This is a genomic window from Sphingomonas azotifigens NBRC 15497 (assembly GCF_002091475.1).
Classification (GTDB): Bacteria; Pseudomonadota; Alphaproteobacteria; order Sphingomonadales; family Sphingomonadaceae; genus Sphingomonas; species Sphingomonas azotifigens.
In genome coordinates this window covers 131,008-157,630 of record NZ_BCTR01000027.1, presented here as the reverse complement: position 1 = coordinate 157,630, position 26,623 = coordinate 131,008, and the positions used below count along the sequence as shown (strand labels likewise).

Sequence of the window (26,623 nt, the reverse complement as noted above, 5' to 3'; positions counted from 1 at the left end):
GCGCTTGACCGGTACCAGGACCTTCATGCGTGCGCCTCCATGCGTTCGATGACCATGGCGATGCCCTGGCCGCCACCGATGCACATCGTGACGAGGCCATAGCGCCCGCCGGTCCGCTGCAGCTCGTACAGTGCCTTCACCAAGATGATCGCGCCGGTAGCGCCGATCGGGTGGCCGAGCGCGATGCCGCTGCCGTTGGGATTGACCTTGGCCGGATCGAAGCCCAGTTGCGCCGCGACGGCACAGGCTTGGGCAGCAAAGGCTTCGTTGGCCTCGATCACGTCGATCTGATCAAGCGTCACGCCCGCGCGGCGCAGCGCGATCGGCACCGCTTCGACGGGGCCGATCCCCATGATCTGCGGGTCGACGCCGGCATGACCCCAACCGAGGATCCGGGCCATCGGCTGCAATCCGCGCGCCTCGGCCGCGCGCGCAGAAGCCAGTACCAGCGCCGCGGCACCGTCGTTTAGGCCCGAGGCATTGCCCGCCGTCACCGATCCGTCGCGTCGAAAGGCCGGACGCAGCGCCGCAAGGCTTTCCGCCGTCGTCTCGGCGCGGACATGCTCGTCGGTGGCAAAGGCGGTGATACCCTTGCGGGTCTTTACCTCGACCGGGACGATCTGCGCCGCGAACCGGCCCTCGGCGATGGCGCGGGCCGCGCGGGCATGACTTTCGGCGGCGAGCGCGTCCTGGGCTTCACGTGAGACGTCGAAGCGCTCGGCGACGTTCTCCGCCGTGACGCCCATATGAACGGCGTCGAACGGGTCGGACAGCGCCCCCACCATCATGTCGAGCAGGGCAGTATCGCCCATCTTGGTGCCCCAGCGGACACCCGTGGCAAGATAGGGTGCGCGACTCATGCTCTCCGCGCCGCCGGCCACGGCCACGCCGATTTCGCCAAGCGCGATCATCTGCGCCGCCGAAATCACCGCCTGCAGGCCCGAACCGCAGAGCCGGTTGAGAGTCAGCGCCGGGGCCCCGTGCGGAATGCCGGCACGCACCGCTGCCACGCGCGCCATATACGCGTCGGAAGGTAGCGTCGGGATCACCTGCCCCATGACGACATGCTCGATATCGGCAGGCGTCAGTGCGGCACGGCGGATCGCCTCGCCGATGACCGTCGCGCCCAGATCGGCGGGGGCCACGTCCTTCAGACCGCCGCCAAAGTCGCCAATCGCGGTCCGGGTGCCCGCCAAAATGAAGATCTCTTCCATCCTCTACCCTCCTCACGCGCAGACCTGCCGCGTATTGCTTCACCGGTGGATCGGGCGCCTTCCGCTCCGATGGCAGGCCTCGCCCCTTCGGGACCTGTCAGCCCCCTGCCTTTGCCTTCGATCGGAAAGCGTGGAGCAGCGGCTCGGTATAGCCATTGGGCTGTTTCTCCCCCTCGAACACCAGCGCCCGTGCCGCCTGGAAGGCGAGGCTCGCCGCCGGATCGCTCGCCATCGGCCGGTAGAGCGGGTCGCCGGCGTTCTGCGCATCGACCTTCGCCGCCATGCGCAGCAGCGCCTCGTCCACCTGCCCCGGCGTGATCACACCATGGCGCAGCCAGTTGGCGAGATGCTGGCTGGAGATACGCAGCGTCGCGCGGTCCTCCATCAGGCCGACATCATGGATGTCCGGCACCTTCGAGCAGCCGACACCCTGGTCGATCCAGCGCACGACATAGCCGAGAATGCCCTGGGCATTGTTGTCGATCTCGTCGCGGATCGCCTCTTCCGACCAATTCTCTCCCTGGGCGCGCGGGATCGTCAGCAGCGCGTCGAGCGGCGCGATCGGCTCGGCCGCACGCTCGGCCTGGCGCGCGAACACGTCGATCTGGTGATAGTGCGTGGCGTGGAGCGTCGCCGCGGTGGGCGAAGGCACCCAGGCCGTGGTCGCCCCCGATTGCGGATGGCCGATCTTCTGCGCGAGCATGTCGGCCATGCGATCGGGCATCGCCCACATCCCCTTGCCGATCTGCGCCTTGCCGGAGAGCCCGCAGGCCAGGCCGATCTGGACGTTGCGATTCTCATAGGCCTGGATCCAGGCGCTCGTCTTCATGTCCCCTTTCCGCAGCATCGCGCCGGCCTGCATCGACGTGTGGATCTCGTCGCCGGTGCGATCGAGGAAGCCGGTGTTGATGAAGACGATCCGTTCTTTCACCGCCTGGATGCACGCCGCCAGATTGGCGCTGGTGCGGCGCTCCTCATCCATCACGCCGATCTTGAGCGTGTGGCGGGCGAGCCCGAGCAGATCCTCGATCGCGTCGAACAGATCATTGGCGAAGGCGACTTCCTCCGGACCATGCATCTTCGGCTTGACGATATAGATCGATCCGGCACGGCTGTTGCGCAGCGGGCCGCTACCCTGCAGGTCGTGCAGCGCGATCGCGGCGGAGACGATGCCGTCGAGAATGCCTTCCGGCGCCTCGCCGCCATCGGGCAGCAGCACCGCCGGCGTCGTCATCAGATGGCCGACATTGCGGATCAGCAGCAGCGAACGCCCGGGCAGGGTAAAGGCGGTGCCGTCGGGCGCGACATAGGCGCGATCGGGGGCAAGGCGACGCGTGACGGTCTTGCCGCCCTTGTCGAAGGTTTCCTCCAGATCGCCGCGCATCAGCCCCAGCCAATTGGCATAGGCAAGCACCTTGTCCTCGGCATCGACCGCCGCGACCGAATCCTCGAAATCACAGATCGTGGAGGTCGCCGATTCCAGGATCACGTCGGCAATGCCGGCCGGGTCGCTCTTCCCGATGGGATGGGCGGGATCGATCACCACTTCGATGTGCAGGCCGTGATGAACAAACAGAATATTGTTCCCTGCTCGGCCAACCAGTTGCGCCGGATCGGCCAGCGACAGTGCAGTGCCGTCCCATTCCGCCCAACGCCCCCATGCAAGCGGCACCGCGCGATCCAGAAACGCCTTGGCCCAGCCGATCACCTGCGCACCGCGGGCCGGATCATAGCCCGGACCGGATGCGCTGCCGGGAAGCGCGTCGGTACCGTAGAGCGCATCGTAGAGACTGCCCCAGCGGGCATTGGCGGCGTTGAGCAGGAAGCGCGCATTGAGCACCGGCACGACCAGTTGCGGCCCGGCAATTATTGCCAGTTCGGGATCGACATTGCGGGGATCGACGCGGAACGGCGCCGGCGTGGGCAGCAGATAGCCGATGTCGCGAAGGAAGGCGGCATAGGCGGCCGGGTCATGCGACTGGCCCGCATGGCTGCGATGCCAGGTGTCAATGGCGGTCTGAAGCGCATCGCGGCGGGCAAGCAGCGCCCGGTTGGCCGGCACGAAGCGATCGAACAACGCGGCAGCGCCCTGCCAGAACTGATCGGCGGAAATGCCCGTGCCGGCCAGCACCCGCCCATCGACAAAGTCCGCCAGCGCGGCGGCAACCTTCAAACCCGCCTTGTCCCGATACGCGACCATGCCGACACCTCCCATCCGTGTTGGAGCGATTCTAGCGCACCGACGATACCCGCGGTAGAATGATATAATTCACATCACCCTTTCCTGTGGGTTTCAAATGTTCGATCCCGATTACGATCTGTTCCTCGATATTCTGGATGCCGGATCGATCTCGGCGGCGGCGCGGCGGCGCGGCCTTTCCACCCCCGCCCTTTCGAAACGGCTTGCCCGACTGGAGCAGCGGCTCGGCGCCCGGTTGCTCAACCGGACCACCCGACGGCTGGTGCTTACCGCAGCGGGGAAGGATCTGCTCGACACGCTTTCGCCGATACGCGCCGCGCTCACCGTTGCCGAAAACCGGATTGCGGGCCGCCACAGCTTGGTGCGCGGGCCGTTGCGGGTCACCGCGCCCACATCCTTCGGCCGAATGCACGTCGTGCCGACGCTGCCCAGCTTCCTTGCCACCCATTCCCAGGTCACGCTGTCGATCGACCTCTCCGACGACTTCGTCGATTTGCTGGATGGCCGTCACGACCTCGCGATCCGGATCGCTCGCGAGGTTGGCCCCGGCCTGGTGGGGCATCGCCTCGGTACCAGCCAACGGGTATTATGTGCCTCCCCCGCCTATCTCGAACTGGCTGGGGAGCCGCACACGCTGGCAGAACTGACCCGGCATCGGCTGCTCGCCACCGACAGCCAGTTGCCATGGCGACTGCAAGGCCCGGAGGGGCCCGTTACCCTGGCGGGTCAGAGCTTCGTTGACACCAACTCGAGCGAAGTGGTCCGCGAACTTGCGATCGGCGGCTGCGGGGTCGCGCTTCGGTCGCTATGGGACGTCCGCCACGCACTCAGCGACGGATCGCTGCGACGGCTGCTGCCCAGCTATGCCGGATCGGAAGACGTCGGCGTTTTCGCGGCCCATGCGCCCGATCCTCCTGCTCGGGTCAGCGCGCTGGTAGAACACCTCCAGCAAATGCTGGCGCTGTAGCGCGCCGGCGCATACCAAGACGCTGGGGGCGGTGCCGCCCGATACTGCGACGCGCGCAGAGGCGATTCTCCAAACAGGCCCCTGAAATCAATCAATCGATAGATTGTATTGCACAGCTCGGCTCTTATGCTCTACCGTCCCTATAGGGGACGGGCGATCTCCGAAATCGCGCCGCCAGCCGACGCACGATGCTCTTCATAGCTGCAGGATATTTCCGTGATGAACAGGACAGCGGTGGTAACCGGCGCGAATAGCGGTTTGGGAGAAGCAACCTGCGCGGCACTGGAAGCGGATGGAGACCGCGTTCTGCGCGTCGATCTATCCGGATGTGATGTCAATGCGGATCTGGCGCAGGAGGAAGGGCGAAAGGAAGTCATCCGCAGGCTGTTCGAACTTGCTCCGAGCGGGATAGATGCGGTGGTGACATGGGCCGGAGGCGGCGGTCCGACCCTGGACCTTCTCCGGGTCAATTATTTCGGGACAGTCGTCATCGTGGAAGGGCTGCACCCGCTGCTCGCGATGTCGAAAGCACCCCGCGTGGTGGTAACCACGTCCCGCATGTCGCTCGAGCCAAGCGATGCCGCGCTGGTGGAGTTGCTTTTGTCAGGCGACGAGACCGAACTCGTCGCCCGCTATGGTGACGAAACCACACTGCAACAATATTATATTGCCGCCAAGACCGCAGTAGCGCGGTGGATGCGCCGCGCCGCCATCCATCCCCGGTGGAACGACGCGGGGATCCGGATCAATGCGATCGCCCCCGGCCTGATCGAAACCCCGCGCACCCAAAAGGGCCTGGCAGCGCCCGCGATAGCAACATGGTTGCAGGCCATGCATCCGCAAGCGGAGCAGACACTCTCCAAGGCGACGGAAATCGGCGTTCTGGCGCGCTTCCTCGCTTCCGAAGAAAACAGCCTGCTGATCGGACAATGCATCTTCGCCGACCGGGGAACCGAAGCGATCCTGCGCGGCGACGCGATCTGGTAGCGCGCAGGATCGTCGGCCGCGTCAGCCTTGCGCGCGCAAGGCGGCCGCTTCGATGCCGGCGAGCGCGCAGGCCTCGTCCCTGTCGGACAAGTCCCCCGAAATGCCCACGGCGCCGATCGTGTGTCCCGCCCCGTCGACCAGGAGAACGCCGCCCGCGGCAGGAACGACGCCGCTGGGGGCGATCGGCCCCAGCGAGGCGAGGAACGTCGGCCGCTCCCCCGCCATGTCGCCGATCTTCCGCGACGACATGCCGAGGAACAACGCCCCCGCCGCCTTGCCGAGCGCCAACTGAAAGCGCCCCGTCGAGGCGCCATCCTGCCGCTGATAGGCGATCACATGGCCACCGGCGTCCAGGACAACGACGCCCAGGGGTTTCAGCGCAAGTTCGCGCGCCTTGGCGAAGGCGCCCGCAATGATCGTGGTCGCCTGATCAAGGGATATATGGCTCATCGGTCTTTCCCGTTCTGGTTCATCGCATCGAGCGCGGGCGGCACCGGACCGCCTGTCGCCCAGTCGAGCAGTTCGATTGTATGGACGACCGGGGTTTTGGTCCGGGTTCCGATCTGCATCGCGCAGCCGATGTTCCCGGCGGCGATGACCGGCGCGCCGAGCCGTTCGAGTTGGGCGACCTTCCGCGCGCCCAACTGGCCGGCGATCTCGGCCTGCAGGATATTGTAGGTGCCGGCCGAGCCGCAGCACAGATGCGCTTCGGTCGGTGTCACGACGGTGAAGCCGGCTTGCGTCAGCAGCGCCTTGGGGGCGTCCGTGACTTTCTGGCCGTGCTGCAGCGAGCAGGCGGCGTGATAGGCAACCGCCATGTCGCGTGGCTGTGCCGGCGGCAGGCCGATCTCGGCCAAGAACTCCGTGACGTCGCGCGCCAGTGCGGAGACCCGCTCGGCCTTCGCCGCATAGGCTGCGTCGTTGCGCAGCATGAAGCCATAATCCTTGATCGTCGTGCCGCAGCCCGAGGTGGTCACGATGATCGCGCGCAGCCCGCCTGCCTCGATCTCGCGCGTCCAGGCGTCGACATTCCTGCGTGCCGCGTCGAGGGCTGCCGCCTCCCGTCCCATGTGATGGACAAGCGCGCCGCAGCAGACCTCGCCCGATGCGAAGGTCACGTCATAGCCGCACCGGTTGAGAAGCCGTACCGTTGCCGCGCGAATCTCGGGGCGGAGCGAGGGTTCGGCACAGCCCTGGAGCAGGGCGACACGCCCCCGCGCGCGCGGCACCGGCGAGGACCGCGCCAACGAGGCGGGCGGTGTCGTTCGCGGGGCCAGATCGAGCATCGCTACCATGGGTGCGAAGGCGTTGAAGCGCGCAAGAACGGAGCGAAGCGGCCTTGCCAAGACCGCGAGCCGCAACGCAGCGCGGAAGCGGCGCGGACTGGGCAGAACGAGTGCCAGCAGGCTTCGATAGAGCCGCTGCGACAAGGGGCGTCGATAGCGCGCCTCGATATAGGCCCGCGCATGATCCACCAGGTGCATATAGTGCACCCCCGAGGGGCAGGTCGTCATGCACGACAGGCAGGACAGGCAGCGATCGATGTGCTTGACGACCTTTTCGGTGGGCTCCCGCTCGTTTTCGAGCATATCCTTCATCAGGTAGATGCGCCCGCGCGGCGAATCCAGCTCATCGCCCAGCAGCGTGTAGGTCGGGCAGGTCGCGGTGCAGAAGCCGCAATGCACGCATTTGCGGACGATCGATTCGGATACGCGCATCGCTGGATCGGCGAGGCTCGTCGGCGAGAAGTTAGTCTGCATGCGCCGGCTCCTCGTCCAGGAAACGCCCGGTCTCGAACACGCCGTCGGGATCGAACGCCCGGCGAACCCGCGCTTCCAGCGCCGCGACGCCCGGCGCGCGCGGATGCTGCGCGGGGATCGTCGCCCGCACGGCATCGGGCGCTCGAAGCAACAGCGCCTCTCCGCCCGCCGCGCGTGCGATCGAGCGGACCGGCACGACAGGATCGTCCAAGCTCGCCCAGATCCGCCCCCCGCCCCAGTCCAGCGCGACGCGCCGCGCATGGGAGGCAAGTCTCGCCGCAACCTCCGGTGCACGCCGCGGACCGACATGGATGCACCAAAGCATCGCGCCATCGAGATCGGATCCCGTCCCGGCCTGCCGCCACAACGCATTCGCCATGTCTTCTTCCAATCGCTGCAGGGGACCGAATTCACGCAGCATTTGCGAAAGCAGGGCGCAGCGCGCGACGACCGAAGGCTCGAAGCCGGCGACGCGGAAAAGCGTCGGGCCATCGGGGTGGCGGGCGGCAGCCGAGACTTCCGCATGGCTGCCCAGCGCGCGCATCATCGCCGTGCACGAAGCCGCAGGGCCGAGCCCATCCAATCGCAAGGTCGCCGACACCCTTGGGCGGGGCAGGACCTTGAGCGTCAGTTCGGTCAGCGCGACGAGGCGCCCCCAGCTTCCCGTGACGAGCTTGGAAAGATCGAAGCCGGTGACGTTCTTCACCACCTTGCCGCCCGCGACGAAGACCTCTGATCGTCCGGATACCGCCGTGAACCCCAGAAGATGATCGCGCGCGCTACCGGCAGTCACCCGCCCCGATCCCGCCACCCCGGCAGCGATCACGCCACCGATGGTCGCGGCACCGGCAGGCGCGCCGAACAACGGCCCGTGGTCGAACGGTTCGAACGCCAGCATCTGCCGCTCCGCAGCGACCAGTGCCTCCACCTCGGCCAACGGGGTTCCAGCCCGAACCGTGAGCACCAGTTCGGCGGGATCATAAGCGACCACCCCCGACAATCCGGTGGTGCGAACGATGCGCGCCTCGCGCGGCGCACCGATCCGCGCCTTGCTGCCGCCGCCACGGATCTCGACGCGCACGCCGTCGCGCTTCGCGTCGGCGATCGCGTCGCACAGTTGCTCGGCGCTGTCGGGCTGAACCTGATTCATCAGAACCGCGGAATGTCGGGAAAGGCGTGCCGGCCGCCATGAACATGAACGCGGCCGAGTTCGGCGCAGCGATGGAGGCGCGGAAAGACCTTGCCGGGGTTGAGCAGAAGCTGCGGATCGAAGGCACACTTCAGCCGCTGTTGCTGCTGGAGGTCGATCTCGCTGAACATCGCGGGCATCAGATCGCGCTTTTCCACGCCCACCCCATGTTCGCCCGTCAGGACCCCGCCCATTTCGACGCAGAGGCGCAGAATGTCGTTTCCGAAGGCCTCGGCCTTGGCCAGTTCGCCGGGTCGATTGGCATCGTACAAGATCAGCGGGTGTAGATTGCCGTCGCCAGCATGGAACACGTTGGCGACACCCAGGCCATAATGCGCGGAGAGTTCCTCCATGCGACGCAGGACGTCGGGCAAGCGGCGGCGCGGAATCGTGCCGTCCATGCAGTAATAATCCGGCGCCAGTCGCCCCACCGCCGGAAAGGCCGCCTTGCGCCCCGCCCAGAATGCGAGCCGCTCCACCTCGCTGTTGGAGATCCGACGGGTGACAGCGCCGTTCTCGTCGGCAATGCGGTCGATCTCGACGATCAGATGGTCGCATTCCGCTGCGGGACCGTCCACTTCGACGATCAGCAAGGCGCCGACGTCGAGCGGATAGCCGACGTTGACGAACGCTTCCGCCGCATGAATCGCCGGCTTGTCCATCATTTCCATGCCCGCGGGGATGATGCCCTCGGCGATAACCTGCGCCACGCACGCGCCGGCCTGTTCGGCATCGGGAAACCCCAGCAGGATCGCCCGCGCCCGTTCCGGCTTGGGCAGAATGCGGACGGTGACTTCGGTGACGACGCCCAACAGCCCTTCCGATCCGACGACAACCCCCAGAAGATCCAGGCCTGCGGGGTCGAGATGGCGCCCGCCCAGGCGTACGATCTCGCCGTCCATCAGCACCAGCTCGACGCCCAGCACGTTGTTGGTCGTGAGGCCATATTTCAGGCAGTGCACACCTCCCGAATTCTCGGCGACATTACCGCCGATCGAGCAGGCGATCTGACTGGACGGATCGGGTGCGTAATAGAATCCGGCGCCCTCCACCGCTTGTGTTATCGCAAGGTTGGTCACCCCCGGCTGGACGACTGCGATGCGCTCGTCATAGTCGATGTCGAGCACCTTCTTGAACTTGCCCATGCCGAGCAGCACCGCGTCGGCGAGCGGCAAGGCACCTCCCGACAGGGACGTGCCGGACCCGCGCGGTACCACCTTTACGCCTTGCGCATGGCACCAGCGCAAAATCGCCGAAACCTGCTCGACGGAGTCCGGCAGCACCACTACCAGCGGCGGTTGCCGATAGGCGGTCAGGCCATCGGATTCATAGGGCCGCAGCGCGTCGGGATCGTCGATCACGCCATCCCCGGGGACGATGGCGCGCAGCGCCGCCGCGATCGCGTCCCGATTCTTCAAGGCCGTTGCGTCTGGTACCGGCATCACGATCGACATCAGGCGCCTCCGCTCCCCGGCGACGACACGCCTACCGAGCCGAGGCCGGGGAGATGCGTACAGCCTTCTACCCTATCGTCGATCGCCCGCACGTTGATTTTCCCCTCCGGCGCCCAGGCGCCCTGATCCACGATGCGAGATCTAATTGCATTTTCTGCCGTTCGATAGATATAAAAGTGCATGTTCGTCGCTTCCGCCGAAGGAACAGGCCAGTTTCTTGGCGGCAACGGCGGCGAAGCGAAGCCGGTGTGACGCATGCATCACATCCGTGTCGCGGGAGCCCATCGCAGTTGGGGCGCCGTTCTAAAGATGCCGGGACGCGTATCGCGCGCACCCCGGCAACAGAGCAGGGAGAGACGATGGCTACGGTCCAATATGATGTCGAAGGCTCGGTAGCCATACTGTCGGTCGACTATCCCCCCGTGAATGCCCTGAGCGCAGCGGTACGGGTCGATCTGGGCCAGGCGCTGGAACGCGCGGCCGCAGACCCGGCCGTCGACGCCATCGTCCTCCTCGGGAGCGGCAGGACGTTCGTCGCCGGCGCGGACATCACCGAACTGGGTACCGACAAGTCGCAGGTCCGGCCCAAGCTTACCGACATCCAGGCCAGCCTCGATTCGTTTCGCAAGCCCGTGGTCGCGGCGATCCACGGCACCGCCCTCGGTGGCGGCCTCGAACTGGCGCTGGCCGCCACCGCACGCGTCGCCGTCGCGGGCGCGAAGGTCGGGCTGCCCGAGGTCAATCTCGGGATTCTGCCCGGGGCAGGCGGAACGCAGCGCCTGCCGCGGCTCACCGGGGTCGAAGCGGCCATCGAGATCATCACCACCGGCAAGCAGTTGACGGCGGAGCAGGCGCTCGAACTCGGCATTCTCGATGCCGTTGTCGATGATCTTCGCGCCGGTGCCGTCGCGTTCGCGCGCGCCATGGTGGCGTCAGGCCGCCCCCCCCTTCCCGTCATCGCGCGGGACGACAAGGTGACGGGCATCGGGGCCGAACTGTTCGCCGACGCACGCAACAAGGTGGCCAAAAAGGCCCGCGGCAAGATCGCCCCGCTGGTGGCGATCGATTGCATCGAAGCGGCCTGCACCATGCCCGCCGGTGACGCACTGGCGCTGGAAACGCGCAAGTTCCAGGAACTGTTCGCAAGCGATCAGCGCAAAGCGCTGATGTACTATTTCTTCGCGGAGCGCGAAGCGCGCAAGGTTCCCGGCATCGACGCGCAACCGAAACCGGTGCGCACCGCCGCCGTGATCGGCGCCGGCACGATGGGCGCCGGGATCGCCATGGTCTTCGCCAATGCCGGTATCGACGTCTGGCTTGCCGATATCAGCGATGTCGCGATCCAGAAGGGAATGGCGACGATCCGTCGTACCTATGAGACCTCGGTCGGTCGGGGCTCCCTCGCGCCATCGGCGATGGAACGCGCCTTGTCGCGCATCCGCTCGACGACCGATTATGCGACCTTCGCGCATGCCGATCTGGTCGTCGAGGCCGCGTTCGAGCGGATGGACATCAAACGGGAGATCTTCGCGAAGCTCGATGTGGTGATGCGTCCCGGCGCGATCCTCGCCACCAACACCTCGTCGCTGAACATCGACGACATCGCCGCCGCCACCACCCGTCCGCAGGACGTTGTCGGCGTGCATTTCTTCTCTCCGGCCAATGTCATGAAGCTGCAGGAGAATATCCGCGGCGCGGCGACGTCGGACGAAACGATCGCCACGGTCATGGCGCTGGGCAAGACGCTCGGCAAGAACGTCGTGCTCGCCGGCAACTGCGACGGCTTCATCGGCAACCGGATGCTGCAATATTACACCGGCGAGGCCGAATTCCTGATGGAACAAGGCGCGACGCCCGAACAGATCGATCGGGTGGCGGAACGGTTCGGCATGCCGATGGGCCCTATCTCGATGCGGGACATGAGCGGCCTCGACGTTGGCGTTCTGGTGCGCAAGGCGCGCTTGGCGTCGCTGCCCGCAGGCGAGCGCTTTTCCCCGATCCTCGAACGGCTGGTGGAACAAGGGCGCCTTGGCATGAAGGCAGGCAAGGGCTTCTATCGCTACGAAGGACGCGACAAGCAGCTCGACCCGGAAACCGACGCGATCATCGCGGCCGTTTCGAAGGACTTCGGTATCACGCGGCGCCCCTTCTCCGATGACGAAATCGAATTTCGGCTGTTCGCCCCGCTGGTCAATGAAGGCGCGAAGGAACTGGAGGACGGCACAGCCTTGCGCGCCAGCGACATCGATGTTGCCTGGGTCAATGGCTATGGCTTCCCCGCCCACAAGGGCGGACCGATGTACTGGGGTGAGCAGGTCGGCCTGGAACGCATCTATGCGGCCGCGCTCGAGGCGGCACGGCGCAACGGCCCGCGCTGGGGACCGGGCAAGCTTCTCGAACGGCTGGCACGCGAAGGCCGGGGCTGGAAGGACGCGTAGCATGGCCGCCCGGCAAAGCCTCACGCCCTTGCTCCACCCGCGATCGGTGGCGGTCATCGGCGCATCCGGCGACGTGACCCGGATCGGCGGGCGGGCGCTGCGTCATCTCGTGCAGGTGGGATTCGAGGGCGGCATCTTCCCGGTGAACCCGACCAGAATCGAGGTCCAGGGACTGAAAGCGTGGGCGCGTATCGAGGACATACCCGCGACGCCGGATTGTGCGATCATCGCGCTGCCCACCGGGGCGGTGCTTCCCGCCATCCAGGCCTGCGCCCGCAAGGGAGTGCGCGCGGCGGTGATCTTCAGCTCCGGCTTTGCCGAACTGGGTGCCGAAGGCGAACGGCTCCAACAGCAGATCGTCGCCGATGCCCGTGCCCATGGGATGCGCCTGCTCGGCCCCAATTGCCTGGGCGCCTATAATCTTCATGCGCGCAGCTTCCTTTCCTTCTCCGGGATCTTCGACGATGTGGCGGGGACGGCAGGCCGCCTCGGGCTCGTCAGCCAGAGCGGTGGCTATGCGGGGGAAGTCGTCAAGTCCGCCGGCGATGTCGGGCTGGCGTTCGGCGTCTGGATCACGACCGGCAACGAGGCCGATATCGGCCTGGGCGAAGCACTGGGATATCTCGCGACCAGCAAGGACGTCGACGTCGTGGTCGGCTATATCGAGGGCGTTCGCGATCCGGCCGCCTTTTACGAGGCGCTCGCCGCAGCGCATGCGCGCCGCAAGCCGGTCATCGTCCTCAAGGTCGGCAGAACCGATCAGGGTGCGCGGGCGGCCGCGTCGCACACTGCCTCGCTTGTCGGTTCGGACGCAGTCTACGACGCGGTATTCGCACGTTTCGGCGTGTACCGCGCCCGCACGACAGAAGAGATGCTCGACGTGGCCTATGCCGCAAGCCGCGGACGGTTCCCTCACGGCAAGCGTCTCGCCATTCTCACCAACTCCGGCGGGATCGGCGTTCAGGCGGCGGACTTCGCTGCGGACGAGCAGTTGGAGGTAGCGGCGGTTTCCCCCGAGGTGCAGCGCGAACTGGTGGCGATTTCGCCCAATGGCGCGCCGTTCAATCCGATCGATCTGACCGGCCAGGTTGCCAACGACCCTCCGATGTTCGCGCGCGCGATCGACGCCGTGCTGGGATCAGGCGAGTTCGACATGGCCTATTGCAATGTCGGCCTGATCGCCGGTCTCCCGTTCATTGAAAAGCCCTTGCTGCACGGGCTGACGGAAGCTGCGCAGCGCTTTGCGGACCTTCCCATAGCTGTTTCGGTGACCGCCCCCGACGCGATCGTGAATGCCTATCAAGAGGCCGGCTATCTTTGCTATCGGGAGCCTGCCCGGGCCATCAAGGCATTGGCGGCACTCGCGCAGTTCCACGCCGCATGGGCCACGCCCCTGCCCCCGCGAAGCGCGCAGGGGCGCAGCCCCCGCATCGAAGCCGGCGCACGTTTCTCCGAAGCCGATGGCAAGGCATTGCTGGCTGCCATCGGCATTGCATCGCCCACCGAATATCTGGTCGCCGATGCAGCCGGCGCGCACGACGCCGCGCGCAGGATCAACGGCCCGGTCGCCATCAAGGTCGTATCGGCCGACATCCTGCACAAAAGCGACGTCGGCGGCGTTGCCCTCAATGTCGCGCCGGGTTCCGCTGCGGACTGCGTTGCCGCCATGCAGGCGACCGTGAGTGTGAAGTCGACAGGTCGGATCGAAGGCTATCTCGTCTCGCCGATGATCACCGAGGGGGTCGAATGTTTCGTCGGCACGCACAATGATCCGCTGTTTGGCCCGACGGTGACGTTCGGGCTGGGGGGTGTGGCGGTCGAGCTCCTGAAGGACGTGACGACCCGGCTCGCACCGGTAAGCGCGGCAGAAGCCACGGAAATGATCCGGGGAACCAGGAGCTTCCCGCTTCTCGACGGATTCCGGGGACGGCGGCGCGCCGACATTCCGGCGCTGGCCCGAGCGATCAGCGCCGTCTCGCACCTTGCTGCCGTCAATGCCGATAGCGTGCGGACGATCGAGATAAACCCGCTTCGCGTACTGGACGAGGGTAAGGGGGCAATCGCGCTCGATGCCGTGATCGAGACCCGCCCCCGCCATCCCACGCAACCGCCCCAGGACATATCCTCGCAGGGAGAGCAACGAGCATGACTGATCTAGTGCTACGCGAGACCCGCGAGGATGTCGCCGTCCTCACGATGAACGACCCGACCCGGCTGAATCCGCTGTCGGACGCGATGCGCGCGGCATTGCTGGAGGCGTTCGAAACCGCAGCGTTCGACGACGCCGTCCGCACCATCGTGCTCGCCGGGGCGGGCGGCAATTTCACCGCGGGCGCAGACATTCGACAGCTCATCGTCCCCGGCGGTCCGGACCCGGCCCGCTCGCGACGACGGTTGACGCCGCTGCATCGCCTCATCGAGCTGATTGCCGGTGGACCGAAGCCCGTCATCGCCGCCGTCGAAGGTGCCGCCTTCGGGGCGGGCTTGTCCATCGCCGCCGCGACCGACTTCGTCATCGCCGGCGAAGACGTTCGGTTCGGGGCCGCTTTCGGCAAGATAGGGCTCACGGCGGACTGTGGCCTGATCTGGTCGCTCCCGCAGCGCATCGGCCGAACCCTTGCCCGCGACCTCATGTTCACCGGGCGGCCGGTCAAGGGTCCGGAGGCGCTCGCGATCGGCCTGATCGACCAACTCGTTCCCCCCGGCACCACGCTCGAAGCAGCGTTGGCGAAGGCCGCCGCCTATCGCGGCGTCGCGCCGCTGGCGATCGCAGCGATGAAGTCGGCCTTTGTGCAGGGCCCGGGACCCCTGAGTGACGCCCTTGCGCTCGAACGGCAGCAACAGCCGATGTTGAGCATGACGCAGGATCATGCCGAAGGCCTGGCCGCCTTCACCGAGAAGCGCGCGGCAGGGTTCACAGGGCGTTGATGCCTTGCCGGCAACCCCAATCCGGTCCGCGCCCGTGATACGGATCTTCGCCGCAACGCCCTTCTATCTGCAGGGAGTGGGCGCATTGGCGCATGTCGGGGCAGTCGCGGCCCGTCATGGTCGCAAACCCGGCCTCATCATCGATGCACGGGTGCGACCGCTTGTCGGGGACGCGATCCGGGCCAGCTTCGCGGTCCCGCCACGCGACGTGGCGTTCGCGGGGGAAGTTACCGATGGCAACATCGCGTTTCTGTCCCAGGAAATGGCGGGATCCGATGTCATTATCGGCGTCGGCGGAGGTAAGGCGCTCGATGCCGCAAAGGGCGTTGCCCTGCGGATCGGCTCGCCTTTCCTCTCGGTGCCGACGATCGCCTCCAACGACGGACCCGCCAGTCGCGGCATCGCGATATACGACGACACGCATCAGCTCGTGCGCGTGGACCAGCTGCCGAGCAACCCCGTCGCCGTGATCGTCGACAGCGCGATCATTGCGCGTGCGCCCCCGCATTTTCTCAGGGCAGGTATCGGCGACGCCATCGCCAAGACCTTCGAGGCGCAGGCATGCGCGCGAACAGCGACGCGTACCAAGCAGGGCACGACCGCGACGCACGCCGCTCTTGCCATCGCCGATGCCGCCTACCGCCTGCTTCGAACGCATGCCGAGGCTGCGTTGGCGTCGGTGGCTCGCGGGGAGCACAGCGAGGCATTGGAGGCCACGATCGAGGCTTGCATCCTTTTGAGCGCGCTGGGTTTTGAAAATGGCGGCCTGTCCATCGCGCATTCGGTAACCCGGGGGCTCCTGCGCCTGGACGGCGCCAAGGAACGGCTGCACGGCGAACATGTCGCGTACGGCGTTCTGGTGCAGCTTGTTGTGGAACGCCGCCCGAACGCCACGCTTGTCGAGATGGCGGCATTCCTCACCCGTATCGGCTTGCCTGTTTCGCTCGCGGACCTCGGCGTGCGTGCCGTGACGCCGGAACTGATCGAAACGACGGCGGCGGTCATTCTGTCCAGCCCCCATGTCCGGGCGACGGACCGCCACCTCACGCAAGGAGACATTGCGGCGGCCATTCGCTTCGTCGAGACCCTGCCGGCACGCGCGCCGCGCGCCCCGGAATCCGGCGTCACATACGTAATTTCGCACGGTGCCGGTTGGACGCCTCCTCGCGTCTGCCCTACGCCTGGTGCCAGGAGTGGATGATGGCAATCAATTATGATGCCCTGATGCGGCAGGCGTTTCCTGACCTTGTCCGCAGCTATAGCTGGCGCGATACGATCCTGTATGCGCTGGGACTGGGCATCGGCACCGACCCGCTCGATCCCGCGGAACTCGCGTTCGTCTTCGAGCAGCGGCTTCAGGCGATGCCGACCATGGCCGTCGTGCTGGGGCACCCCGGCTTCTGGTACGATCGACCCGAAATAGGCATCGATCTGCGCAGCGTCCTGCACGGCGAGCAGTCGTTGACAATTCACACCCCCCTTCCGCCGGAAGGAGTCGTGATTGCGCGCAACTCGGTCGATGAAGTCATCGACAAGGGCGAGGGCCGCGGCGCCATTTTGCGCGTGCGCCGAGATCTCATCGACCAAGCCAGCGGCGCGCTGCAATCGACGCAAGTCATGTCGATCTTCTGTCGTGCCGATGGCGGGTTCGGCGGCCCGTCGATGGGCAAGCCGCAGCCGGAAAGCGTGATCCCCGATCACCCGCCAGATCTGTCGATCCTCCGGCCGACCCTTCCGCAGTCGGCGCTGATCTATCGCCTGTCGTCGGACCTCAATCCGCTGCATGCCGATCCTGATGTCGCCAGAGCGGCCGGTTTCGAGCGCCCGATTCTGCACGGTCTGGCGACCATGGGCATTGCCGCCTACGCGCTGATTGCCGGGTGCCGCGCAGGAGATGCGGCGGCACTGCGCGATCTGCGCTGTCGCTTCTCCGCGCCGCTTTTTCCCGGCGAAACCGTGCGCACCGATATCTGGAATCTGGACGACGCGTTCGTCTTCCGGTGCACGGCCGTCGAACGCGACAAGCTGGTGCTGGATCGCGGCAGGGCCGTTTTCGCGTGATCGCCGCCCTTCGCAACAATGGAGAGCCAACGTGACCCCGTCACCACCGGCCGCAACCTATTTCCGCTACCTCGCCGAAGGACACTTCAAGATCCAGCGGTCGCCGAGCACCGGCGAATGGGTGTTCTACCCCCGGACGATCGCGCCGCGCACAGGCGCCACCGATCTGGAATGGGTTGTGCCCAGCGGCATGGGCACGGTCTACGCCACGACCGTAAAGCGCATGAAGCCCCCGATCCCGAACATCAACATCGCGATCGTCGAACTAGACGAAGGGCCGCGGATGATGACGCATGTCGAGGGGATTGCCCCAGAGGATGTCGCGATCGGCATGCGCGTGCGCGCCAAAATCGCGAACGGCCCGGACGACGCGCCCATCCTGGTGTTCGAGCCGGAGAGCCGGACATGAACGCGGCGAGGAACCTGCGCGGCAAGACCGCCTTTGTCGGGACCGCGACCTTCGGCTGCGGCGAAGCACCGGGCTATTCCGCGCTCGAAATCGCTGCGGAAGCGGGGCGGCTCGCCGTCGCGGATGCCGGTTTGCAGCTTGCCGATATCGACGGGCTGTTCATCTGCCTGCCGAACGATTTCCTCTCCGGGCTGACCATCGCCGAATATTACGGCATCCGCCCGAAGATGACGAACAACAGCCGGACGGGCGGCTCGGCCTTTCTGGGCCATGCCGAATGGGCGATGCTCGCGCTCGATGCTGGACTGATCGATTATGCGCTGATCTGTTACGGGTCCAATCAGAGGACCGGCGCGGGGAAGCTGGTCAGCGCCCAGGCCCCCTCGCCCTTCGAGCATCCCTATCGCCCGAACAACCCGGCCGCCTCCTATGCCCTCGCAGCATCGCGCCACATGTTTGAATATGGCACCACCCCGGAGCAACTGGCATCGGTTGCGGTCGCCGCCCGGCAATGGGCCAACCTGAATCCGGAAGCATTTCGACGCGGTCCCCTTTCGATCGAGGACGTGCTGGCGACACGGATGGTCGCCGATCCGCTCCACGTCGCGGAATGCTGCCTCGTCACCGATGGCGGTGCAGCCGTGGTGCTGACCCGCGCGGACCGGGCGAAGGACCTCGCAAAGACGCCGATCGCCCTGCTCGGCACGGCATCGGCGACCTGGCACAGCGAAATCGCCCAGCTGGCCGATCTGACCGTCACCGCCGCCAGCGAATCCGGTGCCCGCGCTTTCGCGCAAGCGGGCGTGACGCCTGCGGACATCGACGTCGCCAATCTCTATGACGCCTTCGCGATCAACACGATCCTGTTCCTCGAAGATCTCGGCTTCTGTCCGAAAGGCGAAGGCGGCCGGTTCGTGGAGAGCGGGGCGATCCGTCCCGGCGGATCGTTGCCGGTCAACACCAATGGCGGCGGCCTGTCGTTCTGCCATCCCGGCATGTACGGCCTCTTCACGCTGGTGGAGTCGGTTCGCCAGCTGCGCGGAGAAGCCGGCGAACGCCAGGTCCGAAATGCCCGCCTCGCCCTCGCACACGGCAACGGAGGCACGCTGTCCAGCCAGGCGACGTGCATCCTCGGCCTGCCCGAAACGATCTGAGGAAGCCGCCGATGTCCATCCGCTCGCAGAACGACGGCTCGGTAGTCACGGTGACCATCGATCGCCCGGCGAAGAAGAATGCACTCGATCTCGGCATGCGGATCGACCTGGCCCGCGCGTTCGAACAGATCAAGGCGGACTCCTCCCTCCGCGCCGTCGTTCTCGCCGGCGCCGGCAGCGACTTCTGCGCAGGCGCGGATGTGCGCGAAATGGGCGGCGCCAACATTGCCGAGTCGATGGCGCGGGTCGAGATATTGCACCGCATGGTTCGGAGTGTCGTCCGCACCGACATTCCCGTGATCGCAGCGATACGGGGCGTTTGCGTCGGCGTCGGCTGGTCGCTGGCACTCGCATGCGATTATGTGATCGCCGCGCCGGACGCGCGCTTTCAGTTCGCCTTCCGCCAAATCGGGCTCGCCCCCGATGGCGGCGCGGTGCATCTCCTGTCGCAAAATCTCGGACCGATCCGCGCCAAGGCTCTGGTCTATTCGGGCCAGATGGTCACCGGCGAGCAAGCTGCCACGCTGGGCTTGGTCAGCGAACTCGCGCCGGCAGAGGACGTCGTCGCGCGCGCGCAGCGGCTCGCAGCGGAACTGGCAAGCGCGCCCACCCTCTCGCTTCGCATGTCGAAACGCCAGTTCACCGCAGCCGAAAATCAGACGTACGAGGAGGCGCTGGCGGCAGAGGTACTGATGCAGCCGCTCCTCGTGCGATCGGAGGATTTCCGAGAAGGGACTGCCGCTTTCAAGGAGAAGCGCAAGCCCAAGTTCATCGGTGCCTAGGATAGCCGAAACCAAGGCTTCCTTCCGTAAAAGTTCGAGACTGAAAGGCTCAGACCATGGATTTTTCGACCTACCCCGACTTGTTCAAGTTCGAACTCGCAGATGGCGTGCTCACGGTAACGCTCAACAACCCGGCGCAGATGAATGCGATTTCCACCGTGATGGACGACGAACTGCCGCGGATCTTCTTCGAGGCCGATCGCGACAAGCGCGTCGAGATCATCGTCCTGACCGGCGAGGGCCGTGCGTTCTCCGCCGGCGGCGACCTTGAGGGCATGAAGAAGAATCTCGACGGGATCGACAACTTCCTTGCCGGCTACCGCAACGGCAAGCGCTTCATGCAGCTGATGCTCGACACCGAGAAGCCGATCATCGCCAAGGTGAACGGGGACGCCGTCGGCATGGGTTGCACCCTCGCCCTTTGCGCCGACATCGTCGTCGCCAGCGATGGCGCGCGCTTCGGCGATCCGCATGTGCGCGTCGGCCTCGCCGCCGGCGACGGCGGGGCCGTGTTCTGGCCGCATAATTCGGGTTCGGCGAACGCGAAATATTTCCTGATGACGGGCGATCTGATTTCCGCCACCGAGGCGAAGGAAATCGGGCTGATCGCCAAGGTCGTGCCGCAGGACGGGCTGGACGCCGAGGTCGCGCGGATCATCGGCAGGCTGAAAAGCAACTCCTCGGTTGCCGTCCGCTTCTCCAAATCGATCCTCAACATCCCGCTGCGCCAGGCGCTCGCCAGCTCGGTCGACGCGGGCTTCGCGCTGGAAAGCATTTCGAGCCAGCTCCCGGACCATCGGGAAGCGGTCCACGCCTTTGTCGAAAAGCGGAAGCCCGATTTCAGCCGGAAGTGAGGCGTGGCAGACATGTCGGCGAGCGCGGGCAAGATTGCCGTGGTGACCGGCGCGGCGCAGGGGATCGGTCGTGCGATCGCCCTGCGGCTCGCCGCGGACGGCGCCGATATCGCCTTGCTCGATCTGGATGGGCCGGCAGTGCGATCGGTCGCTCAAGAAATCGAGACGCTCGGACGACGCGCGCTTCCACTGGAGACCGACATGCTCGATCGGGCCGCCATCGCTGGCGCGTTCGCGACCATCGCGTCAACGCTCGGACCTGCGGATATCTTGGTCAACAATGTCGGCCAGAGTGCGCGGGAACGCGCCGCCCCCTTCTGGGAGGCGCGTGCAGAGACCGCAGATTTTCTACTGCGCATCTGCCTCCACACGGCGATGGACGCATCGCGCGAGGCCGTTCCGGCGATGCGCAGTAGAAATACCGGGAGGATCATCAACATCTCCTCCGACTCGGCCTTTGTCGGCAGCAAATCATCGGCCGCATATGCGGCGGCAAAGGCCGGCCTGATCGGATTCACCCGCTCCTTGTCGCGCGAATTGGCGGGGAACCGGATTACCGTGAACGCTATTGCGCCCGGCTATATTCGCACGCGGGCAATGGAGCTGCTTCCCGCAGCGTTCGTGCACAAGGCAATCGAAGAAACGCCGCTCGGGATGCTGGGCGAGCCGAGTGACATCGCCCACGCCGTCGCCTTCTTCGCAAGCGATGCAGCACGCTATGTCACCGGGCAGACGCTGATCGTGAATGGCGGGCGCTGGATGAATTGACCGGCAGGAAAGGGGCTTGGTGCACTGATTGATTTCGCAATCGCCGTGGAAGCAACGCAGGAGATCGTCCGATGACGCGCTATGATCCCTTCACCGATCAATCGCCCTTCCCGTGGAAGCTGGTCGAGCAGGATCGCGCGATGTGCCCGGTTCACGCAGCGCAAGGCCCGCAGAATTTCGACTATCACCGAGTCAACACCTACGACCTCGTCCGCGAGGTAAGCCGGCGGTTCGACGCATTCTCGAACAAACTCGGGGTTCAGCCCTTGGGGGCCTATCCGGAAGAAGAGCAGGTGCTGGAGTTCGCCGATCCGCCGGAGCATACGCTGCACCGCCAGTTGATCGGAAAAGCCTTCTCCGTCGCGCGGGTGAACGAGAAGCTGGATCGCATTCAGCAGATCGCGGACGACCTGGTGGACGCAATCGCCCGGCGCGGGAACCGCTTCCGCCTCCGCTATGATTTCGGCCGTCTCCTCCCGGCGCAGGTAATTGCCGAGATCCTGGGTGTTCCGATCCACGACCAGGCGCAATTCATCGCCTGGTCCGAAATCATGGAGGCAGCGTCGAACGAGATCGAGCCGTCCCCGGAATCGATCGCCGCCAATACGGCCTTTCTAGACTATGCTCGGACGCAATTGTCGCAACGGCTGGCGCAGCCGCGCGATGATCTTTTGAGCTCGATCGTACACGCGGAAATCGACGGCGCACGCCTTACGCTGACGCAGGGCGCTGCGATGGTCCGGCTGCTGCTGGCGGCGGGCAACGGCACCACGTCGATCGCCATCTCGAACCTGATCTTCCTTCTGGAGACCAATCCCGACGCAAAGAAGCGCCTGCTCGACAACATGGAGATGCTGCTCGACTCGGCCGTCGAGGAAGGGCTGCGCTTCGATTGTCCGGTGCAGGGCAATTTGCGGGGCGTCACGCACGATACCGAGATCGGCGGCCACCGGGTTATTGCGGGGGACCGGGTATACGCCTTCTACGCTTCCGCCAATCACGACCCGGCCCGGTATGATCGTCCCGACGAATTCGTGATCGATCGCGACTGGAGCAAGGAAGCGCGCCATTTCGCGTTCGGCTATGGCATCCATTTCTGCCTTGGCGCGGAACTGGCACGCGCCGAGACGAAACTGGCCGTCCGTACGCTCTACGAAAGGCTGCCGAACCTGCGCCTGCGCCCCGGTTTCACGCCCGAGCAAGTGCCAAGCATCACCTTTCGTACCTGGCGTGAAGTGGAGATGGAGTTTGACGGCGTCGCCGCCCCGCGCCTCAGCGCGCCGCATGTCGCAAATGCCGATACGACGTAGACCATCCGGCAGCCACGGCACCGCTCGCCTTCATGCGGCGGCCCCGGCGCGCGCGGTCGCCGGAAGTGCATCGGCGCCGGCGAGGGGCGCATCGCCATGCTGGGGCGGACCGACGAACACCGGGGGCGTGGCTGCAACCATCAGGACTGGGACGGATGGTCATCCGCCGGCCGCCGCCGGATCAGTGCTTCCTGGGTCACCGACGCGAGAACGGCGCCCTCTTCGTCGAACAGCGTTCCGCGATTGAACCCCAAGCCTCCCCCGGCAAACGGACTTTCAACGGCGTAGAGCAGCCGATCGATTCGCTGCGGCGGACGGTGAAACCAGATCGCATGGTTGAGCGACACCGAGGCCAAGCTGCCGTCGTGTAGCTGGGGGGCGTGCATGATCCGGCCGGCGAAATTGGCGCAGGCGTCCGTCACATAGGCCAGGGTGGCATAATAGCCGATCGCGTCTCCGTCGCCCGGCGGCGGCACAGGGCGCAGCCAGGCGGTACTTTTCGGGCTGCCGCCGGGCTTGCCAAGTCCCTCCTCGGGGTCGGCAAAATAGATCTCCGCCGCGACCCTGTTGGCCACGCGCCGCACGATCAACGGGTCGAGCTCGTCCGCCCGATCGAGCACACATTGGCGATGCGATCGCAGCGCCGCGAGGGGCGGCATCGACGGCGCGGGGGTTGCGTGCGCCGGCTGGCCCGCTTCCCATTCATGAAAACTGACCTCCGCACGAAAGGCTTCCTGGCCGGCCTGCCATGCGCTCACCCGCCGATGGGCAAAGCCGCGGCCGTCCCGGGTCCGCTCGACACGATACAGAACCGGCGCCGACGCGCGGGCGCCGCGAAGAAAGAAGGCGGAGAGCATATGCGGCATGCGGCCAGGCGCACTCAGCATGGCCGCCTTCACGGCCAAGGCCAGATACTGGCCACCGAAAACCTCACCACCCGCGTTCGAGTCGTTGGAGACGGAGTGCCACGCATCGGCACCGGCCGGGCGGAGCTGGAGCAGTTCGGTCAGGTCGGCCGACGCCTCCCCCGTCTGATGCTTCATCGCCAGATCTCAAGCTGAGACGCGGCGTAGACAGCAACCGCCGCTCGGTTTATCGATCGATCATTAGATAGTTTATCGGGTTGTCGAGGGCAAGGGGAGAGATGCGCATGAGCGGCGCACCGGAGTTTCTGTATGAACAAAGCGGTCCCATCGTCACGCTGACGCTGAACATGCCGGACCTGCGCAATCCGGTGTCGGAGCCGGCAATCGTGGCTGGACTGGTATCGGCGGTCGACCGGATCAACGGCGACGGCAGCGTCCGCGTCGCCATCCTGACAGGCGCGGGATCAGCCTTCTCGTCCGGCGGCAATTTGAAAGCGATGGCAGCGCCCGACGGCAACGCGAACGCGGCGCCGATCGACAACCGCAAATGGTATGTCGATGGCATCCAGCGCGTCCCGCTGGCCCTGGAACGGCTCGAGGTTCCGATCATCGCCGCGGTGAACGGGCCGGCGATTGGCGCCGGCTGCGACCTTGCCTGCATGTGCGACATTCGCATTGCCGGACGCAGTGCAGCCTTTGCCGAAAGCTTCGTCAAGGTAGGCCTGGTCCCGGGAGACGGGGGCGCATGGCTGTTGCCGCGCGCGATCGGCCAATCGCGCGCGCGCGAAATGGCATTTACCGGCGACATGATTTCCGCGGAGAAGGCGCTTGCCTGGGGACTGGTGTCCGAGGTGGTGGAGGATGCCGACCTGCTCGACGCGGCAATGGCATTGGCAAAGCGGATTGCCGTGAACCCGCCCCAGGCGGTCCGCCTGACGAAACGTCTGATGACCTTCGCCCAGGACAGCACGCTCGAACGGGTGCTGGACATTTCCGCGGCGATGCAGCCACTCGCGCACGCTACGGCGGACCATCGCGAGGCGCTGGACGCCTTTATCGACAAGCGGAAGCCGCAGTTCACGGGGCGTTGAAGGGCCGCGCTCCACAGGCAGGCCTGGAGATTTCGGGATCGGGGAGACGAGACGGCGGCACCGCCTTCCCCAAGCCACATCCTCGCGAGCGGCGCCCCTGCATCACTGCTCCGGGGGCGAAAACAGCATCTCGCCGACGATGTTGAGGCCATAGCCGCCCAGGCTGCCAATGGATCGGCCCGAAGGATTGCGCAGCAGGATCATGTCGTGAATGCCCAGGTCTGCCAGCACCTGCGCACCGAGACCGTAGCTGCGGCGATCCATCGGGTTGACATCCGGGCCCGCCGAAACGTGGGTCTTGGCCGGCGGCAAGAGCACCAGGATGACGCCGGTGCCATGTTCGGTGATCCGCCTGATCGCCTTCGGGATTAGCCCCTGGCGGGGGCCGGGCACCCCGAGCAGATCGTAGAAGGCGGACGCGACATGGACGCGCACCAGGGTTGCTCCCTCGGACAGCACTGCGCCTTTTTGCATGACATAGGCGCGCGTCCCGTCGATCTTGCTCTCGTACACCGCCATCGTCCAGCGGTCACCGAACTCGGAAACGAACTCGGACTGCGCGACGCGTTCGATGAGGCGATCGAACCGCATTCTGTGCGCAATCAAATCGCGGATCGTGCCGATCTTGAGATTGTGCTCGCGGGCGAAAGCGACGAGGTCCGGCCCGCGCGCCATCGTCCCATCCTCTTTCATGATCTCGCAGATCACGCCGGACGGATTGAGGCCCGCCAGGCGCGCCACGTCGACGGCCGCCTCGGTATGGCCGGCGCGCACCAGCACGCCGCCGTCACGCGCGACGAGCGGAAACACGTGCCCGGGCGTGACAAGGGTTTCGGGGCCGCCCGCCGCGTTGATCGCAACGGCGATGGTTCTGGCACGGTCCGCGGCGGAAATACCGGTCGTCACCCCTTCGCGCGCTTCGATCGAGACGGTGAACGCCGTCTCATGGGGCGACTTGTTCTCCTTGGTCATCATCGGCAGCTGGAGTTGCGATACCCTCTCGCGCGAAAGCGCAAGGCAGATGAGGCCCCGCCCGTGGGTCGCCATGAAATTGATGGCATCCGGCGTCGCCATCTGCGCCGGAATCACCAGATCACCTTCATTCTCGCGATCCTCATCGTCCATGAGGATGAACATGCGGCCGTTGCGCGCTTCGTTGATGATCGCTTCCGCGGACGACTTCGCCGCGTGGACTTCGCTTTCCGACATCCTGCCTCCTGGCCTGCGGGTCGACATGGCAGCGCCTGCAGCCTCCCCTCGAGCCTTGATATTTATCAAACAACTGATAGGTTGAAAACAGGAGAGAGAAATATGCGCGTCAGCCAGCTTTCACGGTCGTTGGGTGAAACGAACGTCATTTCCAGCGACGAGCATGAGAGCGATCCCGTCGTCAAATCGGCGGGACGCGTGCTCAAAATACTGGAACTGTTCGACATCCTTCGGCGCGAGGCGCCCGTTTCGGAAGTCTCCAGCCTGTTGCACATGCCGCAATCGAGTACCTCCATCTTGCTGCGCAGCATGGTGGTCCTCGGCTATCTCCAGTTCAATCCGGAAAGCCGGATGTTCAAGCCGACGACGCGAGTCGCACTGCTGGGGAGCTGGATCAACGGTCCGATGATCAGCGACGGCCGCCTCATGCAACTGATGGAGCGGATCAATGCACGCACCAGCATGTCGGTGGTGCTCGCTGCACGGAACCGGGTGTGGTCGGAATATATCCATGTGGTCCAGTCGCCCAACCCGGTACGCCTGTTCATGGTCAAGGGTTCCAGGCGTCCGCTGGTCCGCTCCGGGACGGGTCTGGCCCTGCTGGCCGGCCTCTCGGACCCCGAGATCAAGCGGATCGTCATCCGCACCAACGACGAGGCGGGTCGCAACGGTCAGCAGGTCGGCATCTCGACGCTGATGGAACAGGTTGTGCAGACGCGACAGAACGGCTGGGCCTTCACCTTCGACACGATCACGAAAGGCGGCGGGATGATCGCGATGCGCCTGCCGATGCTCGAAAACAACGAAGAACTGGTCCTCGGCCTGGCGGGGCGGACCCAGCAGCTCAAGGACAATCTCGAGGAGTATCTCACGGTGATGCGCGAGGAAATCGCACGCAAGCTCGCCTGAACGGCCGTCCTTTCCGGGCGGCCCACCCCATCACGATCGTAGCACCGCGTGGTTTGCAGCCGCTGGCTCCCAT

At 65.8% G+C, this 26,623-nt stretch carries 23 protein-coding genes; 15 read left to right on the top strand and 8 right to left on the bottom strand.

The features are described 5' to 3' along the window. Positions 1 to 23: 23 nt before the first annotated feature. Positions 24 to 1,214 (bottom strand): beta-ketothiolase BktB, encoded by a 1,191-nt coding sequence (gene bktB / locus SAZ01S_RS11315; RefSeq protein ID WP_084582372.1) that lies wholly within the window; start codon positions 1,212 to 1,214, stop codon positions 24 to 26. 97 nt (positions 1,215 to 1,311) lie between these two features. After that, entirely contained in the window at positions 1,312 to 3,414 is a 2,103-nt protein-coding gene (locus tag SAZ01S_RS11310) for a malate synthase G (protein WP_084582371.1), read from the bottom strand. A 97-nt stretch (positions 3,415 to 3,511) separates the two neighbouring features. On the opposite strand from SAZ01S_RS11310, the gene SAZ01S_RS11305 reads away from it, so the two are divergent. Both SAZ01S_RS11305 and SAZ01S_RS11300 read left to right on the top strand, forming a co-directional pair. After that, a complete protein-coding gene (locus SAZ01S_RS11305) occupies positions 3,512 to 4,381 on the top strand; it encodes a LysR family transcriptional regulator (RefSeq protein ID WP_084582370.1) in 870 nt (289 codons plus the stop codon). A 219-nt stretch (positions 4,382 to 4,600) separates the two neighbouring features. Further along, entirely contained in the window at positions 4,601 to 5,368 is a 768-nt protein-coding gene (locus SAZ01S_RS11300; RefSeq protein ID WP_084582369.1) for an SDR family oxidoreductase, read from the top strand. Positions 5,369 to 5,389: 21 nt separating this feature from the next. Here SAZ01S_RS11300 and SAZ01S_RS11295 read toward each other — a convergent pair whose 3' ends face one another. The 4 genes from SAZ01S_RS11295 to SAZ01S_RS11280 are packed head-to-tail and all read right to left on the bottom strand — an operon-like array spanning position 5,390 to position 9,771. Beyond that, the gene (locus SAZ01S_RS11295) at positions 5,390 to 5,818 is read right to left on the bottom strand and encodes a GlcG/HbpS family heme-binding protein (RefSeq protein WP_084582368.1); all 429 of its coding nucleotides are present in this window, start codon (positions 5,816 to 5,818) and stop codon (positions 5,390 to 5,392) included. Beyond that, positions 5,815 to 7,128 carry a glycolate oxidase subunit GlcF gene (gene glcF, locus SAZ01S_RS11290; RefSeq protein ID WP_084582367.1) on the bottom strand — a complete coding sequence of 438 codons (1,314 nt, stop codon included), beginning with the start codon at positions 7,126 to 7,128 and terminating at the stop codon, positions 5,815 to 5,817. The genes SAZ01S_RS11295 and glcF overlap by 4 nt, the downstream gene beginning before the upstream one ends. Further along, positions 7,118 to 8,278 (bottom strand): FAD-binding protein, encoded by a 1,161-nt coding sequence (locus tag SAZ01S_RS11285; protein ID WP_084582366.1) that lies wholly within the window; start codon positions 8,276 to 8,278, stop codon positions 7,118 to 7,120. Before SAZ01S_RS11285 ends, glcF begins: the two co-directional genes overlap by 11 nt. Next, positions 8,278 to 9,771 (bottom strand): FAD-linked oxidase C-terminal domain-containing protein, encoded by a 1,494-nt coding sequence (locus tag SAZ01S_RS11280; RefSeq protein ID WP_084582365.1) that lies wholly within the window; start codon positions 9,769 to 9,771, stop codon positions 8,278 to 8,280. The genes SAZ01S_RS11285 and SAZ01S_RS11280 overlap by 1 nt, the downstream gene beginning before the upstream one ends. 176 nt (positions 9,772 to 9,947) lie before the next feature. On the opposite strand from SAZ01S_RS11280, the gene SAZ01S_RS11275 reads away from it, so the two are divergent. The 11 genes from SAZ01S_RS11275 to SAZ01S_RS11225 all read left to right on the top strand — a co-directional run bounded on the left by SAZ01S_RS11275 (position 9,948) and on the right by SAZ01S_RS11225 (position 22,475). Then, on the top strand, positions 9,948 to 12,209 hold the full coding sequence (locus SAZ01S_RS11275) for a 3-hydroxyacyl-CoA dehydrogenase NAD-binding domain-containing protein (RefSeq protein ID WP_245824774.1): 2,262 nt from the start codon (positions 9,948 to 9,950) through the stop codon (positions 12,207 to 12,209). A 1-nt stretch (position 12,210) separates the two neighbouring features. Further along, complete coding sequence (locus SAZ01S_RS11270; RefSeq protein ID WP_167693148.1) at positions 12,211 to 14,358, top strand: acetate--CoA ligase family protein; 2,148 nt, start codon at positions 12,211 to 12,213, stop codon at positions 14,356 to 14,358. Continuing rightward, positions 14,355 to 15,137 (top strand): enoyl-CoA hydratase/isomerase family protein, encoded by a 783-nt coding sequence (locus tag SAZ01S_RS11265; RefSeq protein WP_084582362.1) that lies wholly within the window; start codon positions 14,355 to 14,357, stop codon positions 15,135 to 15,137. Before SAZ01S_RS11270 ends, SAZ01S_RS11265 begins: the two co-directional genes overlap by 4 nt. Beyond that, a complete protein-coding gene (locus SAZ01S_RS11260; protein ID WP_084582361.1) occupies positions 15,079 to 16,338 on the top strand; it encodes a glycerol dehydrogenase in 1,260 nt (419 codons plus the stop codon). The genes SAZ01S_RS11265 and SAZ01S_RS11260 overlap by 59 nt, the downstream gene beginning before the upstream one ends. Continuing rightward, a complete protein-coding gene (locus tag SAZ01S_RS11255; RefSeq protein ID WP_218018064.1) occupies positions 16,335 to 17,198 on the top strand; it encodes a MaoC/PaaZ C-terminal domain-containing protein in 864 nt (287 codons plus the stop codon). The genes SAZ01S_RS11260 and SAZ01S_RS11255 overlap by 4 nt, the downstream gene beginning before the upstream one ends. 31 nt (positions 17,199 to 17,229) lie before the next feature. Then, positions 17,230 to 17,607, top strand: coding sequence for a Zn-ribbon domain-containing OB-fold protein (locus tag SAZ01S_RS11250; protein ID WP_064310752.1), 378 nt, complete (start codon positions 17,230 to 17,232; stop codon positions 17,605 to 17,607). Further along, on the top strand, positions 17,604 to 18,761 hold the full coding sequence (locus SAZ01S_RS11245) for a thiolase family protein (RefSeq protein WP_084582360.1): 1,158 nt from the start codon (positions 17,604 to 17,606) through the stop codon (positions 18,759 to 18,761). Before SAZ01S_RS11250 ends, SAZ01S_RS11245 begins: the two co-directional genes overlap by 4 nt. 11 nt (positions 18,762 to 18,772) lie before the next feature. After that, positions 18,773 to 19,543 (top strand): enoyl-CoA hydratase/isomerase family protein, encoded by a 771-nt coding sequence (locus tag SAZ01S_RS11240; RefSeq protein WP_084582359.1) that lies wholly within the window; start codon positions 18,773 to 18,775, stop codon positions 19,541 to 19,543. Between the two features lie 56 nt (positions 19,544 to 19,599). After that, positions 19,600 to 20,397, top strand: coding sequence for an enoyl-CoA hydratase/isomerase family protein (locus tag SAZ01S_RS11235; RefSeq protein ID WP_064310755.1), 798 nt, complete (start codon positions 19,600 to 19,602; stop codon positions 20,395 to 20,397). Positions 20,398 to 20,409: 12 nt separating this feature from the next. Further along, positions 20,410 to 21,165, top strand: a complete 756-nt coding sequence (locus SAZ01S_RS11230; protein ID WP_084582358.1) for an SDR family NAD(P)-dependent oxidoreductase — start codon at positions 20,410 to 20,412, stop codon at positions 21,163 to 21,165. Between the two features lie 71 nt (positions 21,166 to 21,236). Further along, positions 21,237 to 22,475, top strand: a complete 1,239-nt coding sequence (locus SAZ01S_RS11225) for a cytochrome P450 (protein ID WP_084582357.1) — start codon at positions 21,237 to 21,239, stop codon at positions 22,473 to 22,475. Between the two features lie 140 nt (positions 22,476 to 22,615). Here the strand turns inward: SAZ01S_RS11225 and SAZ01S_RS11220 are convergent, their stop codons facing one another. Further along, positions 22,616 to 23,518, bottom strand: a complete 903-nt coding sequence (locus SAZ01S_RS11220; RefSeq protein WP_084582356.1) for an acyl-CoA thioesterase — start codon at positions 23,516 to 23,518, stop codon at positions 22,616 to 22,618. A 107-nt stretch (positions 23,519 to 23,625) separates the two neighbouring features. On the opposite strand from SAZ01S_RS11220, the gene SAZ01S_RS11215 reads away from it, so the two are divergent. Next, positions 23,626 to 24,432: a crotonase/enoyl-CoA hydratase family protein gene (locus SAZ01S_RS11215; protein WP_064310888.1), complete on the top strand. Its 807-nt coding sequence runs from the start codon at positions 23,626 to 23,628 to the stop codon at positions 24,430 to 24,432. A 102-nt stretch (positions 24,433 to 24,534) separates the two neighbouring features. Here SAZ01S_RS11215 and ribB read toward each other — a convergent pair whose 3' ends face one another. Continuing rightward, the gene (gene ribB, locus SAZ01S_RS11210; protein WP_139810042.1) at positions 24,535 to 25,641 is read right to left on the bottom strand and encodes a 3,4-dihydroxy-2-butanone-4-phosphate synthase; all 1,107 of its coding nucleotides are present in this window, start codon (positions 25,639 to 25,641) and stop codon (positions 24,535 to 24,537) included. A gap of 102 nt (positions 25,642 to 25,743) precedes the next feature. Between ribB and SAZ01S_RS11205 the strand changes: the two genes are divergently transcribed. Then, positions 25,744 to 26,550: an IclR family transcriptional regulator gene (locus SAZ01S_RS11205; RefSeq protein WP_084445133.1), complete on the top strand. Its 807-nt coding sequence runs from the start codon at positions 25,744 to 25,746 to the stop codon at positions 26,548 to 26,550. Positions 26,551 to 26,623: the final 73 nt, after the last annotated feature.